We start from the raw sequence: 13,817 nt of genomic DNA on the forward strand, positions 1-13,817 counted from the left end.
CAAGAAAAGGGGTGCCGCCCATGACCGCCCCCGGCTTCGCCCTCTATGTCCATTGGCCGTTCTGCCGGTCGAAATGCCCGTATTGCGACTTCAACTCGCATGTCCGGGAGCAGGTGGAGCATGAGCGCTGGCGCCGGGCGCTGGTGGCGGAGCTGGACCATTTCGCCGACCTGACGCCGGGGCGGACGCTGACCTCGATCTTCTTCGGCGGCGGCACCCCGTCGCTGATGCAGCCGGCCACGGCGGCGGCGGTGATCGACCGCGCGGCGGAGCGCTGGGGCCTGGCGCCCGATGTCGAGATCACGCTGGAGGCGAATCCGACCTCGGTCGAATCCCATCTCTTCGCCGGCTTCCGCACCGCCGGGGTGAACCGGGTGTCGCTCGGCGTCCAGGCGCTGGACGAGGCGTCGCTGCGCTTCCTGGGCCGCAACCATTCGGCCGAGGAGGCGCTGGCCGCCGTCGGCCTGGCCGCCCGGCACTTCGGCCGCTTCTCCTTCGACCTGATCTACGCCCGGCCGGGCCAGACCGTGGCCGGCTGGACGGCCGAGCTGCGCCGTGCGCTGGACCATGCGGTCGGCCACATCTCGGCCTATCAGCTGACGATCGAGCAGGGCACGCGCTTCCACACCCTCTACTCGCGCGGCGAGCTGGTGCTGCCGGACGAGGACACCCAGGCCGCGCTGTACGAGGCCACGGCCGAGGTGCTGGGCGCCGCCGGCCTGCCCGGCTACGAGATCTCGAACCACGCCCGGCCGGGCGAGGAATCGCGCCACAACCTGACCTATTGGCGCTATGGCGACTACGTCGGCATCGGCCCCGGGGCGCATGGCAGGCTGACGCTGAACGAGGGCAAATGGGCCACCCGCACCCACCGGGCGCCGGAGGTCTGGCTGGAACGTGTGGAGGCGGCCGGCCATGCCGAGCACGAGCGCGAGCCGGTGCCGCCCGAGGCCCGGCGCGACGAGATGCTGATGATGGGGCTGCGCTTGGCCGAGGGCGTGCCGAAATCCCGCATCGCCGACGAGACCGGCCTGCCCTTCGATCGGGCGATCGACCGCCGCAAGCTGGACCGGCTGGTCGCCGGCGGCTTCCTGGCCGAGGACGAGACCCGCCTCGCCGCCACCCCGGCCGGCCGCCAGCGCCTGGATGCCGTGCTGGCGGCGCTTTTGGGCTGAACGCCCTAGAACTCGACCGATACGCCGCCCCCGACCACCCGGCCCTGGCCGACGCGCATCGTGGGGATGCCGCCGAAGCTCTGGCCCCAGCTCTCGTAACGCTCATCCGTCAGGTTGGTGGCGAAGGCGTAGAGGCGCAGCCCGTCGCCCTCCCAGCTCAGCCGGGCGTTGACGATGTCATAGGCGGAGAGGTCGAAGGTGTTGGCCACGTCGGCGGCCCGGGCGCCGACATGCTGATAGGTGAGCCGTCCGACGAGATCGCCGGGCAACCCGACGGAATCCGTCGCCCAGCGGTACTCGATGCCGAGATTGGCGGTCAGCGCCGGGACGTTCGGGACATCGCCGCCGGACCTGGCCCCGGTCAGGCTGCCCGCCGGCACCCGCCCAAGCTCGGCATGGGTGGCGCCGACGCCGCCGAAGAGGTCGAGATCGGGGGCGAGGCGCGCGGTCAGCTCGATCTCGCCGCCATAGCTCGAATAATCGAGCGCCGTCGTGGTGAACAGCGCCTGGGCCGCGTCGAAGACGACGAGATGGCCGTTCCTCACGTCGTTGTAAAACAGCGCCCCGTCCAGCCTCAGCCGGTCGCCGAACAGCGTGGATTTGAAGCCGACCTCGTAGGTCCAGCTCTCCGAGGCCGGGAACGCATCCTCCGGCCGGCCGAGGCCGCTGTTGACCGCGATCGCCGGAAAGCCCGCGGAGACATAGCCGCGCGAAATCGAGGTATAGGTCATGAGCCCGGGCGTCCAGTCGTAGCTCAGCGCCGCGCGGCCGGTCAGGAAGTTGTCGTCGAGATCCTGCTCGTCGCCAAAGGACGGCACGACTCCCGGCAGCCCGTCGCCGTCGAACCGATAGGTGGCCGATTTGTGCTCATGCGTCGCCCGCAGGCCGAAGGTCGCCTTCAGCCGGTCGGCCACCGGCACGGTGACCTCGCCGAAGACGGCGTAGCTGTTGGTGACGACGTCATTGGCCTGGGCGCCGTTGACCGAAAGGAAGGCCGGCGTGACGGCCCGGCCGTTGCGATCCGACGAGAACGCGGAGCGGTAGAAGTTGACGCCGGCGGTCCAGGCGACGGCGCTGTCCGGCAGCGAGGTCAGGCGGAACTCCTGAAGGATGCTCGTCTGGTCGAAGTCGATATCGGCGATGTCGGCACCGGGGACGTCGAAGACCGAGGAGGGCAGGCCGGTCATCCGGGCGAAGACCAGCCCGTCGGTCAGGTCCATCCGCTGGCTCGACCGGTCGCGCTGGGCGCCGGTCAGCGAGGTGAAGGCGAAGCCCTCGAACTCGTGCCGGATCCTGAGGCTGACGCCAGTGGTCTCGGTGTCGACATGGTTCCGCGGGTCGGTCTCGCTGACCGGGAAATCCGGAGTGTCGCGCAGCAGGAACCGCGGCGAATGCGTGTCGTCGCGGCCGTAGGAGAAGGTCAGCAGCGCCTCGCTGCGGTCGTCGGGCGTGAAGCGCAGGGCCCCGCGCGCGGCGCCGATGTCGAGCCCGCCGTCGTCGCCGCCGGCGGCGAGGTTGGGAATGTCGCCGCCGAAATGCGACCAGCTCAGCGCCAGCCGGCCGGCCAGCCTGTCGGGGACGAGGGCGCCGTTGGCAACCATCTGGCCGAGCGCATAGCCGTCGGTGCCGATCTCGCCGGTCAGGGAGAATTCCCGGTCCAGGGCGGGCCGCCGCGGCACGATGCTGACCGCGCCGCCCTGGCTGTTGCGGCCGAACAGTGTGCCCTGGGGACCGCGCAGCACCGCGACCTGGTCGACATCCACCAGGTTCGGGGCGACGCCGAAGACCGATTGCGGCATCTCGTCGACATAGAAGACCACCGAGGTGTCGTCGCCCGAGACCGGCGAGAACGAGCCGATGCCGCGGATATTGCCGAAGTTCGAGGACTGGCCGCCGACATCGACGAAGCTGAAGTTCGGCACCGAGCGGGCGAGGTCCGCATTCGAGGCGATCGGCGAGATGTCGAGCCGGTCGCCTTCGAGCACGGTCGCGCTGATCGGCACCTGCTGCAGGTCTTCCTCGCGCTTGCGGGCGGTGACGACGATCGGCTCGAGCACCAGGGTGTCGTCCTGGGCCGGCGCCTCCGCCGGGGTCAGCAGCGCCGGAAGCGAAACGAGGGCGAGGAGCGGGACGCCGCCGCACCGGACCGGAGCTCTTCGGAAAACAGGCACGGGACCCCCCTTCACACGCGGACCATCGCTCCCGTGGCTGGCGTGCGGCGAGATCTCGGCGCGATCTGCGGCTGGCTCCAGGCATGCGAATGACTTGCAATATCCATACTGATCATGCGATCAGTCAACAGTTCTGTTGATCAGCGCCCGGAGATACCCCGATGCCGGAGCTCAAGCCCGTCTTCTCATTGCCCGATGCCAGGGACCTGATCCTGGAGGCGGCCCTGGCCGCCTTCGCCGAGCGCGGCTTCCACGGCGCCGGCATGCGCGACATCGCCGCCCGCGCCGGCGTGTCCCAGAGCCTGCTGCACCACCATTTCGGCACCAAGGAAGCGCTGTGGAACCTGGTCGGCGAGCGCATCTCGGCCGATTTCCTGGACTACATGGCGGAGGCGATCGCGCCGGATGTCCCTGCGGCGGAGAGCGTGCCGCGGGCGCTGCGCAGCTACATGGCCTATTGGAAGGAGCACCCGGCCGCCTTCCGCTTCAATCTCTGGCGGCTGCTGGAAGGACCGGCGGGGGAACGGAAGACCCGGTCGGCCACGCTCAACGCCCGCGCCGTCCCCGTCTTCGAGCGGGCCCATCAGGCGGGCTTCATCCGCAGCGACATGCCGCCCGGGCTGGCCATGATCATCGGCGGCAGCCTGATCCAGTTCTGGCTGCACAGCCAGACCGAGATCCGCGACGCGCTGGCGGTGACCGGGGCCGAGCCGCCCACGGACGACGCCTTCATCGACTGCATCCTGGGCCTGATCGGCCCCGACCGGACGCAGACGGAGACCAGGTGATGGATCCCGCGGCGTTCACCCTGCACGACCTGGCCGACTTCCCGATCGTGCGCCTGAGCGGCCGCGGCCTGCCGCGGGGCTACGGCCCGCAATGGGCGGCGGAGATGGAGGCCCTCCTCCGCCAGGACACGCCGTTCGTGCTCGTCTTCCTCGACACCGTCGAGGACGAGGCGCAGGAGGACCGGAAGCTTCGCATGCTGTGGCTGAAGCAGCACAAGAAGCCGCTGGCGACCCGGTGCCGGGGCATCGTCTCGATCGAGCCGGACAAGGCGATGCGGCTGCTGAAGCGCACCCAGGGCGCCGCCCTGGCGCTGGCCTTCGGCCTGACCCTGAAGATCGTGCCCGGACGCGAAGAGGCCGAGCGCATGGCGCGATCCCTCCTCGCCGGCGCCGTCCCCGCCGATGACGAATAGCCCACCCGCCTATCTGTCGTTCGGACGCTGGAGGCTTCGCGTGCCCAGGCGCAGGGGCGTCCGCATCGGGCTCGCCCTCCTCATGCTGGTCCGCGGCCTGATCCCGAGCCCGACGAGCCCCCTCCTGCTGTCGGGGGCCGTCTCCCTCCTGTCGATGGACGTTCCGCGCCTGCGCCGCTGGCGGCGCCGCATCATCGTCGCGGCCGGACGGCGGCGACGCCGGGGTGACGGTTAGGAGGCTGCCGGCGTGCGGCGTCAGCCCTGCTTCGTCACGGTGAAATGCGTGGCGGCGGCGGTGGCGACGCGCTCGCCGATGCCGTAGCCCAGGGCGGGCAGGTCGATCCCGGCGAACAGGGCCTCGCCGCTGCCCAGCAGGATCGGCGAGACGACGAGGTGCATCTCGTCGATCAGCCGCCGGCGCAGATACTGCCGGACCGTGGCGACCCCGCCGCCGACCCGCACATCCTTGCCGCCCGCGGCGTCCCTCGCGCGCTCCAGCGCGGCCTCGATGCCGTCGGTGACGAAATGGAAGGTCGTGCCGCCCTCCATCTCCAGCGAGGGCCGGGCATGGTGGGTCAGGACGAAGACCGGCACGTGATAGGGCGGGTTGTCGCCCCACCAGCCCTTCCAGCCGTGGTCCGGCCAGGGGCCGCGCACCGGCCCGAACATGTTCCGGCCCAGGATCCACGCCCCGACATTCTCGAAGCTGCGGGCGGCGAAATCCTCGTCGACCCCGGCCTCGCCGCCCTCCTGGCCGGACATGGCCCGGAAGGTGCGGGTGGGGAAGAACCATTCGTGCAGCGCTTCGCCGCCCTTGCCGAGCGGGTCCTCGCGGCTCTGCGCCGGCCCCGCGCCGTAGCCGTCCAGGGAGATGGAGAAGGCGCGGACAACGAGCTTGGACATGGTGCGTTTCCTTTCCGGTGAGGCTTGATTCTGATTTCATATTTTAACCAGTTATATTTCGCAATCAGTTTCTGCAAGACCGGCTCCCGGGCTATCCTCTCGGCCAAAATCACCGGGGGAGGCAGCGCCATGGCGTCGGTCCGCTACATCGTCCACGACGTGGACCAGGCGGTCGCGTTCTACACGCAGCATCTGGGCTTCCGGCTGCAGCAGCAGTTCGGGCCGAACATGGCGATCCTGGAACGGGACGGGCTGATCCTCTGGACCGCGGGTCCCGGCGCCTCGGCCAGCCGGCCGATGCCGGACGGGCGTAAGCCCGAGCCCGGCGGCTGGAATCGATTCGTGCTGCAGGTCGACGATCTCGAAGCCCTGGTCGCCTCGCTGCGACAGAACGGCGTCCGGTTCCGCAACGACATCGTCACCGGCCCCGGCGGCCGGCAGATCCTGTGCGAGGACCCGTCCGGCAACGTGGTCGAGCTGTTCCAGCCCGCCTGAGCCTTCACCCGACCGGGTGGACACCCGCCCTCCGGCGCGGCATGGTCGCGCTCTGTTCCGCCCGAGGCCACCATGAAGACCTATTACCTGATCGACGGCTCCGGCTACATCTTCCGCGCCTTCCACGCGCTGCCGATGATGATGCGCAAGTCGGACGGGCTGCCGGTGAACGCCGTCTACGGCTTCACCAACATGCTGATCCGCCTGCTGGCCGATCTCGACGCCGACCATCTGGCGGTGATCTACGACAAGTCGGAACGCAGCTTCCGCAAGGAGATCTACCCCGCCTACAAGGCGCAGCGGCCCGACCCGCCGGAGGAGCTGGTGCCGCAGTTCCCGCTGATCCGCGCCACCAGCGAGGCCTTCAACCTGCCGGGCATCGAGGTCGAGGGCTTCGAGGCCGACGACATCATCGCGACCTATTGCCGGATGGCGAAGGAGGAAGGCTCCCGCGTCGTCATCGTCTCCTCCGACAAGGACATGATGCAGCTGGTCGGCGACGGCGTGACCATGCTGGACCCGATCAAGAACAAGCCGATCGACGCGGCCGAGGTGATGGAGAAGTTCGGCGTCGCGCCGGACCGGGTGATCGACGTCCAGGCCCTGGCCGGCGACAGCGTCGACAACGTGCCGGGCGTGCCCGGCATCGGCATCAAGACCGCGGCGCAGCTGATCACCGAATTCGGCGACCTCGACACCCTTCTGGCCCGGGCGGGCGAAATCAAGCAGCCGAAGCGGCGCGAATCCCTGATCCAGTACGCCGAGCAGGCGCGGATCAGCCGTGAGCTGGTGAAGCTGCGCAGCGACGCGCCGGTGCCGGTCGGCCTGGACGGCATCGTGGTGCGGCCGCCGAACCGGCAGAAGCTGGTCGGCTTCCTGGAGGAGATGGAGTTCCGCTCGACCATCACCCGGGTCGAGGCCTCCTTCGAGAAGCTGGGTACCACGGCCGACGGCGAGCCGGACCTGGCCGCCCCGGGCAAGCCCGAGGCGATCGCCCAGGACTACGAGCTGGTGCAGGACGTGGCGGCGCTGCAGCGCTGGGCCGATGCGGCGGTCGAGGCCGGGGTGCTGGCGATCGACACCGAGACCAACTCGCTGGACGCCGAGGCGGCGATGCTGTGCGGCATCTCGCTGGCGGTCGCCCCGGGCAAGGCCTGCTACATCCCGATCGGCCATGTGCCTCCGGGCGGCGACGGGCTGAACCTCGAGGGCACCGCGCTGAAGCAGATCCCGATCGGGGAGGTCCGCCGCATCCTCGGGCCGGTGCTGACCGACCCGTCGGTGCTGAAGGTCGGGCACAATCTGAAATACGACGACCATGTGCTGAGCCGTCCCGACATCGGCATGCCGATCACGCCCTGGGACGACACCATGCTGATCTCCTACACCCTCGACGGCGGGGCACACGGCCACGGCATGGACGAGCTGTCGGAGCTGCATCTGCAGCACCGCACCATCCCCTATTCCTCGGTCTGCGGCACCGGCAGGAACGCCATCACCTTCGACAAGGTGCCGCTGGACAAGGCCCTGGCCTATGCCGCCGAGGACGCCGACATCACGCTGCGCCTACACATGCTGCTGAAGCCGCGGCTGGTGGCGGAGCGGATGACGACGGTCTACGAGACCATCGAGCGGCCGCTGGTCGGCGTCATCTCCGACATGGAGATGGCGGGCATCAAGGTCGACCGCGCCGCCCTGGCCCGGCTGTCGATGGAGTTCGCCGAGCGCATGACGGCGCTGGAGGCGGAGATCCACGTCCTGGCCGGCGGCCCCTTCAACGTCGGCAGCCCGAAGCAGCTGGGCGAGGTGCTGTTCGAGCGGCTGGGCATCCCCGGCGGCAAGAAGAGCAGCAAGACCGGAGCGTACTCGACCGATTCCAGCGTGCTGGAGCAGCTGGCGGCGCAGGGCCACGCGATCGCGACGCAGATCCTGGAATGGCGCCAGCTGGCCAAGCTGAAGGGCACCTACACCGACGCGCTGCAGGGCCAGATCAACCCGCGCACGGGGCGGGTGCACACCTCCTTCTCGCTGGCCGCGACCAACACCGGTCGGCTGTCCTCGAACGAGCCGAACCTGCAGAACATCCCGATCCGCACCGAGGAGGGGCGCAAGATCCGCTACGCCTTCGTGGCGGAGGAAGGGCACCGGCTGGTCTCGGTCGACTACAGCCAGATCGAGCTGCGGCTGGTGGCGCAGATCGCCGACGTCGCCCTGCTGAAGCAGGCCTTCCAGGACGGCACCGACATCCACGCCATGACCGCGAGCCAGGTGTTCGGCGTGCCGCTCCAGGAGATGACGGGGGAGATCCGGCGCAAAGCCAAGGCGATCAATTTCGGCATCATCTACGGCATCTCCGGCTTCGGCCTGGCGGCGCAGCTGGGCATCCCGCAGGCCGAGGCCACGGCCTTCATCCGCGCCTATCTCGACCGGCTGCCGGAGCTGAAGGCCTGGATGGACGAGACCAAGCGCACGGCGCGCGAGCGCGGCTGGGTCGAGACCCTGTTCGGCCGCAAATGCCACGTGCCCGGGATCAAGGACCCGAACCCGGCCCGCCGCGCCTTCGCCGAACGCCAGGCGATCAACGCCCCGATCCAGGGCACCGCCGCCGACATCATCAAGCGCGCCATGGGCCGGCTGCCGCGGGCGCTCGCGGCAGAGGGGCTGCGCGCCCGCATGCTGCTGCAGGTGCATGACGAGCTGCTGTTCGAGGCGCCAGAGGCGGAGGCGCAGCGCACCGCCGAGGTGGCCCAGGCGGTGATGCAGTCGGCGGCGACGCTCGAGGTCCCGCTGATCGCCGAAGCCGGCATCGGCCGCAGCTGGGCCGAGGCGCATTGATTTGCCCGATGACATCCACCGTCTCATCGTCATGGCGAGCCGGCGAAGCCGGCGTGGCCATCCAGCGGCACCGGACCCTGGATGGCCACGCCCCTGCGGGGCTCGCCATGACGGCTCTCTTTCGGCAAGACGCTCGATGATGGCCTCTCCGTCGTCATCGCGCGAATAAGGAGCCAGACCATGGCCGAGACCATCGACTTCGCCGGCAAGGCGGTCTTCGTCGCCGGCGGCACCAGCGGCATCAATTTCGGCATCGCCCTCGGCTTCGCCCGGGCCGGGGCCCGCGTCGCGGTGATGAGCCGCAGCCCCGAGAAGGTCGAGGCGGCGGTCGCCCGCCTCCAAGAGGCCGGGGCCGAGGCCATGGGCACGGCGGCCGATGTCCGCGACTACGCCGCCACCGAGGCCGCGTTGAAAGCCGCGCACGACGCCTATGGCGATTTCGACGTGCTGGTCTCCGGCGCCGCCGGGAACTTCCCGGCGACGGCTCTCGGCATGTCGGCGAACGGCTTCAAGTCGGTGGTCGACATCGACCTGCTGGGCAGCTTCAACGTGCTGCGGGCGGCGCATCCTTTCCTGCGCAAGCCGGGCGCGTCGGTGATCAACATCTCCGCCCCGCAGGCGGCGGCGCCGATGGCGATGCAGGCCCATGTCTGCGCCGCCAAGGCCGGGGTCGACATGCTGACCCGGGTGCTGGCGATGGAATGGGGCCGCGACGGCATCCGCGTGAACTCCGTCATCCCTGGCCCGATCGACGACACCGAAGGCATGGCCCGGCTGGCGCCGACGCCGCAGGCCCGCGCCATGGTCCAGCGCAGCGTGCCGCTGGGCCGGATGGGCGCGGCCGAGGACATCGCCGCCGCCTGCCGCCTGCTGTCCTCGCCGCTGGCCGCCTTCATCACCGGCGCGGTGCTGCCGGTCGACGGCGGCTGGTCGCTGGGCGGCGCCGCCGCCTCGATGGGGATCATCGCCGAGCAGGCGATGGCCGCCGCGGCCAAGGGATAGGATCTTCCCCCCAGCCCCCAGCCGTGACACCGTGTTGCGCTTCGGTTCGGAGGAGGCCGCCCATGACCGTCGAGGTCTATCTCGCCTATATTGCCGCCTGCATCCTGGTCGCGATCATCCCGGGGCCGTCGGTGACGCTGATCGTCGCCAACAGCCTGACCCACGGCACCCGCGCCGGCCTGCTCAACATCCTCGGCGGCCAGATCGGCCTCGTCCTGATGCTCGGCGTCCTGGTCGTCGGCCTCGCCGCGGTGGTGGAGGCCATGGGCCACTGGTTCGACTGGCTGCGCCTGGCCGGCGCCGCCTATCTGGTCTGGATCGGCTGGAAGCTGCTGCGCGCCCCGGACGCGCTGGCCGAACCGGGCGCCCTGCGCCCGCCGCGCGGCGGCTTCGTGCTGCAGGGCCTGCTGGTGGCGCTGAGCAACCCGAAGATGCTGCTGTTCTTCGGCGCCTTCATCCCGCAATTCGTCCAGCCCGGCGGCGACCAGTCCGGCCAGGTGCTGCTGCTGGGCGCCACCGCCCTGGTCGTCGCGGCGCTGTCGGACGGGATGTACGCCCTCTTGACCGGGCGGGCCGGCACCATGCTGTCGCGCCGGCATGTGCGGCTGGTGTCGCGCACCGGCGGCGTCTGCCTGATCGGCGGCGGGGTCTGGCTCGCCTTCGCCCGGGCTCGGTGAGGGGACCGAAGCGCCGGCACCGCCGCCATCTGACGGCCATGCCGGCGCATGTCGCTCACGACGACGACTTCAGCTGATCGGTATCGAAGGGCAGGCTGCGCAGGCGCTTGCCGGTGGCGGCGAAGATCGCGTTCGCCACCGCCGGGGCGACGGCGGCGGTCGCGGTTTCGCCGATGCCGCCCGGCGCCTCGGCACTCTCGACCAGATGGGTCTCGACCACCGGCACCTCGTCGATCCGCATCGGCAGGTAGGTGTCGAAATTGCCCTGCTCGACCCGCCCGTTCGCGAAGGTGATGTTGCCGTGCAGCGCCGCGGTCAGGCCGAAGATCGCGCCGCCCTGCACCTGCGCCTCGATCGTGTCCGGGTTCACCGTCAGGCCGCAATCGACGGCGCAGACGAGGCGACGGACCTTGATCGACCCGTCGCCGGCCACCTCGACCTCCGCCACCATCGAGACGTAGCTGCCGAAGGCGAACTGCACCATGACGCCGCGGCCGTGCCCCTTCGGCATCGGCTGGCCCCAGCCCGCCTTCTCGGCCGCCAGCGTCAGCACGCCGAGAGCGCGCGGGTTGTGGCCGAGCAGCGCCTTGCGGTACGCGACCGGGTCCTGCTTGGCCGCCGCCGCCAGCTCGTCGAGGAAGCTCTCGACCACGAAGACGTTGTGGGTCGGGCCGACGCCGCGCCACCAGGAGGTCGGCACGCCCTGCGGCTCGACCCGGACATATTCGACCCGGATCGACGGGAAGGCGTAGGGCGGCTCGGCCGCGGCGTCGACCGCGTCCGGATCGATCCCGTTCTGGAAGCCCGGCGGGAAGTAGCGCGCCATGATCGACGAGCCGGCGATGCGGTGCGTCCAGGCCACCGGCTTGCCCTGCGCGTCGAGGCCGGCCGCGAACCGGTCGTAGTAGTACGGCCGGTACATGTCGTGCTGGGTGTCCTCCTCGCGGCTCCACACCACCTTCACCGGGCCGTCCACATGCTGCGCCACCTTGACCGCATGGGCGACGCCGTCGACCTCGAGCCGCCGGCCGAAGCCGCCGCCCAGGAGGTGGTTGTGGACCCGCACCTTCTCCTTCGGCAGGCCGGTGATCTCGGCGGCGACGCCCTGGGCCATGGTCGGCACCTGGGTGCCGACCCAGATGTCGCAGCCGTCCTTGCGCACATGGACGGTGCAGTTCATCGGCTCCATGGTCGCATGGGCCAGGAACGGCACCTGGTAGATCGCCTCCAGCCGCTGCGCCGCGCCGGCCAGCGCCTTCTCCGTGTCACCCTCGTTGCGGGCCACGGCGCCGGGCTTCTTCGATTCCTCCTCGAGCTGGCGGACGATGTCGGCGCTGCTGACATTGGCATTGGGGCCGTCGTCCCACTGCACCGCCGCCGCCTCCAGCCCCTTCTTGGCCGCGCCCATATGGTCGGCGACCACGGCCACGGCCGCGTCGGTCTTCACCACCTGGCGCACGCCCTTGACCGCCATCGCCGCGGCCTCGTCGACCGTCTTCGGCTTGCCGCCGGTGACCGGCGAGATCGCGATCGCCGCGACCTTCATGCCCGGCAGCTTCACGTCGATGCCGAACTCGGCCTTGCCGTTGACCTTGTCCGGCGAGTCGATGCGCCTGGCCGGGGTGCCCAGCAGGGTGAAGTCCTTCGGGTCCTTCAGAGGCACGTCCTTCGGATCCGGCACCGGCAGGGTCGCGGCCAGGTCGACCAGCTCGCCATAGCTCAGGCTGCGCTTGCCGTCGGTGACCGCGCCGCGCTCGGCCTTCAGGGTCTTCGGATCGACGTTCCATTGCTGGGCCGCGGCCGCGATCAGCATGGTGCGGGCGACTGCGCCGGCCTGGCGCAGCGGCGTCCAGAAGGCCCGGATCGAGGTCGAGCCGCCGGTCGCCTGGCTGCCCAGCAGCGCGTTGCCATAGGCCGCGTCGTCCGGCGGCGAATGCTCGAGCCGGACCTGGTCGAGCCCGACCTCCAGCTCCTCCGCCAGCAGCATGGCCTCGGCGGTGTAGATGCCCTGCCCCATCTCGGCCGAGGGCATGACCAGGGTCACGAGCCCCTTGGGATCCATGCGGATGAAGGCGTTCGGCACGAAGCGGTGCGACACCTGGGTCTCCGCCAGGGCCGGGCGCAGCGCCGGCGGCAGGGCGACGGTGAGGGCCAGGCCGCCGCCGATGGCGGCGCCGACCTTGAGGAACCCGCGGCGGTCGAGGGTCTGCGAACCATCAGGCATGGTCTGTTCCTCCCCTCAGGCCGCGGCCTTGTGGATCGCGGCGCGGATCCGCTGATAGGTGCCGCAGCGGCAGACATTGCCGGACATGGCGGCGTCGATATCGGCATCGGTCGGCTTCGGCGTCTCCGCCAGCAGCGCCGCCGCCGACATGATCTGGCCGGACTGGCAGTAGCCGCACTGCACCACCTCCAGCTCCAGCCAGGCCTGCTGCAGCGCCTTGCCCTGCGGCGTCTCGCCGATCGCCTCGATGGTGGTGACGGCGCTGTCGCCGATGCTGTCGACCGGGGTCTGGCAGGAGCGCACGGCCTGGCCGTCGACATGCACGGTGCAGGCGCCGCACAGGGCCAGGCCGCAGCCGAACTTGGTGCCGGTCATGCCGAGCACGTCGCGCAGCACCCACAGCAGCGGGGTGTCGCCGTCGACATCGACCTCGTGCGGGGTGCCGTTGATCTTGAGGGTGAAAGCCATGGCTGCCTCTCGGGTGGCTGGGGCTTATGGGACGCGGCCGGCCGCGCTGGGCGGCCGGTTCCGTCTATCGACAGGATCTACGACGTGTTCGAAGCTCGGCTGCGCTCCGCCGGCCGGCAATGGCCCGACACCGCGCCCGACTTCCGATTCTCGCCACAGCTTAGAACGAAACGCGAAGGTCGCGCAGCGAAACATCGCGCCCTCCGGCCATTGAAGAAACCGGCCCCCCGCACATGTCATCAGCATGAGCCCGCTGATCCGCCTGGCGCTCGCCGCCGGCCTCGCCGTGGCGGCCGCCCCCGCCGCCACGGTGCCCACCATGGCGCAATGCATCGTCAACCCGTCGCAGATCAGCAGCCCCTGCGCCGGCGGCGTCGGATCGCCGCCGATCCGGGGGGGCCAGCGCCTGGCCCCGCAGCCGATCACGCCGCCCGGGCAGCTCAGGCCGCCGCAGCTGGCGCCGTTCCGGCCGCAGCCGGTTCCGGCGCCGCGCGAGGCGGAGAGCCTGAGCCGCAAGGTGCCCAGCACGCCGCTGCTGCCGGCGCCGTCGGTCGGCGCCGCCTATCGCTGCGTCACGATGGTCGGCAGCTGCCCGCTTCCGGGCGGCACGATCCCCAGCACCGCCTGCACCTGCGAGGGCGGCGTCACCGGCACCGCCCGCTGAGG

The 13,817-nt window shown here is 70.5% G+C and carries 13 protein-coding genes; 9 read left to right on the forward strand and 4 right to left on the reverse strand.

From position 1 onward, the window contains the following. Nucleotides 1–20: 20 nt before the first annotated feature. A complete protein-coding gene (gene hemW / locus G537_RS0105415) occupies nucleotides 21–1,175 on the forward strand; it encodes a radical SAM family heme chaperone HemW (protein WP_026869232.1) in 1,155 nt (384 codons plus the stop codon). Nucleotides 1,176–1,180: 5 nt separating this feature from the next. Here the strand turns inward: hemW and G537_RS0105420 are convergent, their stop codons facing one another. Further along, nucleotides 1,181–3,346: a TonB-dependent receptor gene (locus G537_RS0105420; RefSeq protein WP_051247933.1), complete on the reverse strand. Its 2,166-nt coding sequence runs from the start codon at nucleotides 3,344–3,346 to the stop codon at nucleotides 1,181–1,183. 161 nt (nucleotides 3,347–3,507) lie between these two features. On the opposite strand from G537_RS0105420, the gene G537_RS0105425 reads away from it, so the two are divergent. Genes G537_RS0105425 through G537_RS0105435 form a run of 3 tightly spaced genes read left to right on the forward strand, consistent with a single transcriptional unit; the run spans nucleotide 3,508 to nucleotide 4,782 of the window. Beyond that, nucleotides 3,508–4,134, forward strand: a complete 627-nt coding sequence (locus G537_RS0105425) for a TetR/AcrR family transcriptional regulator (protein WP_026869234.1) — start codon at nucleotides 3,508–3,510, stop codon at nucleotides 4,132–4,134. Further along, on the forward strand, nucleotides 4,134–4,547 hold the full coding sequence (locus tag G537_RS0105430) for a hypothetical protein (RefSeq protein WP_026869235.1): 414 nt from the start codon (nucleotides 4,134–4,136) through the stop codon (nucleotides 4,545–4,547). Before G537_RS0105425 ends, G537_RS0105430 begins: the two co-directional genes overlap by 1 nt. A 40-nt stretch (nucleotides 4,548–4,587) precedes the next feature. Next, nucleotides 4,588–4,782, forward strand: a complete 195-nt coding sequence (locus G537_RS0105435; RefSeq protein ID WP_026869236.1) for a hypothetical protein — start codon at nucleotides 4,588–4,590, stop codon at nucleotides 4,780–4,782. Nucleotides 4,783–4,802: 20 nt separating this feature from the next. Here G537_RS0105435 and G537_RS0105440 read toward each other — a convergent pair whose 3' ends face one another. Continuing rightward, nucleotides 4,803–5,450 carry a dihydrofolate reductase family protein gene (locus G537_RS0105440; RefSeq protein ID WP_026869237.1) on the reverse strand — a complete coding sequence of 216 codons (648 nt, stop codon included), beginning with the start codon at nucleotides 5,448–5,450 and terminating at the stop codon, nucleotides 4,803–4,805. Nucleotides 5,451–5,579: 129 nt separating this feature from the next. On the opposite strand from G537_RS0105440, the gene G537_RS0105445 reads away from it, so the two are divergent. The 4 genes from G537_RS0105445 to G537_RS0105460 all read left to right on the forward strand — a co-directional run bounded on the left by G537_RS0105445 (nucleotide 5,580) and on the right by G537_RS0105460 (nucleotide 10,459). Continuing rightward, the gene (locus tag G537_RS0105445; RefSeq protein WP_026869238.1) at nucleotides 5,580–5,945 is read left to right on the forward strand and encodes a VOC family protein; all 366 of its coding nucleotides are present in this window, start codon (nucleotides 5,580–5,582) and stop codon (nucleotides 5,943–5,945) included. Between the two features lie 72 nt (nucleotides 5,946–6,017). Further along, nucleotides 6,018–8,780 carry a DNA polymerase I gene (gene polA, locus G537_RS0105450; protein WP_026869239.1) on the forward strand — a complete coding sequence of 921 codons (2,763 nt, stop codon included), beginning with the start codon at nucleotides 6,018–6,020 and terminating at the stop codon, nucleotides 8,778–8,780. Nucleotides 8,781–8,960: 180 nt separating this feature from the next. Continuing rightward, nucleotides 8,961–9,782, forward strand: coding sequence for an SDR family oxidoreductase (locus tag G537_RS0105455; protein WP_026869240.1), 822 nt, complete (start codon nucleotides 8,961–8,963; stop codon nucleotides 9,780–9,782). 62 nt (nucleotides 9,783–9,844) lie between these two features. Then, the gene (locus G537_RS0105460) at nucleotides 9,845–10,459 is read left to right on the forward strand and encodes a LysE family translocator (RefSeq protein WP_026869241.1); all 615 of its coding nucleotides are present in this window, start codon (nucleotides 9,845–9,847) and stop codon (nucleotides 10,457–10,459) included. A 55-nt stretch (nucleotides 10,460–10,514) separates the two neighbouring features. On the opposite strand, the gene G537_RS0105465 is transcribed toward G537_RS0105460, so the two are convergent. Together G537_RS0105465 and G537_RS0105470 are read right to left on the reverse strand one after the other, a co-directional pair. Beyond that, complete coding sequence (locus tag G537_RS0105465) at nucleotides 10,515–12,683, reverse strand: xanthine dehydrogenase family protein molybdopterin-binding subunit (protein ID WP_026869242.1); 2,169 nt, start codon at nucleotides 12,681–12,683, stop codon at nucleotides 10,515–10,517. Nucleotides 12,684–12,698: 15 nt separating this feature from the next. Then, nucleotides 12,699–13,151 (reverse strand): (2Fe-2S)-binding protein, encoded by a 453-nt coding sequence (locus G537_RS0105470; protein ID WP_026869243.1) that lies wholly within the window; start codon nucleotides 13,149–13,151, stop codon nucleotides 12,699–12,701. Nucleotides 13,152–13,395: 244 nt separating this feature from the next. Here G537_RS0105470 and G537_RS0105475 point away from each other — a divergent pair, with 244 nt between their 5' ends. Further along, nucleotides 13,396–13,815, forward strand: a complete 420-nt coding sequence (locus G537_RS0105475) for a hypothetical protein (protein ID WP_026869244.1) — start codon at nucleotides 13,396–13,398, stop codon at nucleotides 13,813–13,815. Nucleotides 13,816–13,817 lie beyond the last annotated feature (2 nt).

Source organism: Inquilinus limosus DSM 16000, from assembly GCF_000423185.1.
GTDB classification, from domain to species: Bacteria; Pseudomonadota; Alphaproteobacteria; order DSM-16000; family Inquilinaceae; genus Inquilinus; species Inquilinus limosus.

Coding starts and splice junctions, on each gene's coding strand:
- hemW (WP_026869232.1), top strand. CDS start 21: ATGACCGCCCCCGGCTTCGCCCTCTATGTCCATTGGCCGTTCTGCCGG.
- G537_RS0105425 (WP_026869234.1), top strand. CDS start 3,508: ATGCCGGAGCTCAAGCCCGTCTTCTCATTGCCCGATGCCAGGGACCTG.
- G537_RS0105430 (WP_026869235.1), top strand. CDS start 4,134: ATGGATCCCGCGGCGTTCACCCTGCACGACCTGGCCGACTTCCCGATC.
- G537_RS0105440 (WP_026869237.1), bottom strand. CDS start 5,450: ATGTCCAAGCTCGTTGTCCGCGCCTTCTCCATCTCCCTGGACGGCTAC.
- G537_RS0105445 (WP_026869238.1), top strand. CDS start 5,580: ATGGCGTCGGTCCGCTACATCGTCCACGACGTGGACCAGGCGGTCGCG.
- polA (WP_026869239.1), top strand. CDS start 6,018: ATGAAGACCTATTACCTGATCGACGGCTCCGGCTACATCTTCCGCGCC.
- G537_RS0105455 (WP_026869240.1), top strand. CDS start 8,961: ATGGCCGAGACCATCGACTTCGCCGGCAAGGCGGTCTTCGTCGCCGGC.
- G537_RS0105460 (WP_026869241.1), top strand. CDS start 9,845: ATGACCGTCGAGGTCTATCTCGCCTATATTGCCGCCTGCATCCTGGTC.
- G537_RS0105465 (WP_026869242.1), bottom strand. CDS start 12,683: ATGCCTGATGGTTCGCAGACCCTCGACCGCCGCGGGTTCCTCAAGGTC.
- G537_RS0105470 (WP_026869243.1), bottom strand. CDS start 13,151: ATGGCTTTCACCCTCAAGATCAACGGCACCCCGCACGAGGTCGATGTC.
- G537_RS0105475 (WP_026869244.1), top strand. CDS start 13,396: ATGAGCCCGCTGATCCGCCTGGCGCTCGCCGCCGGCCTCGCCGTGGCG.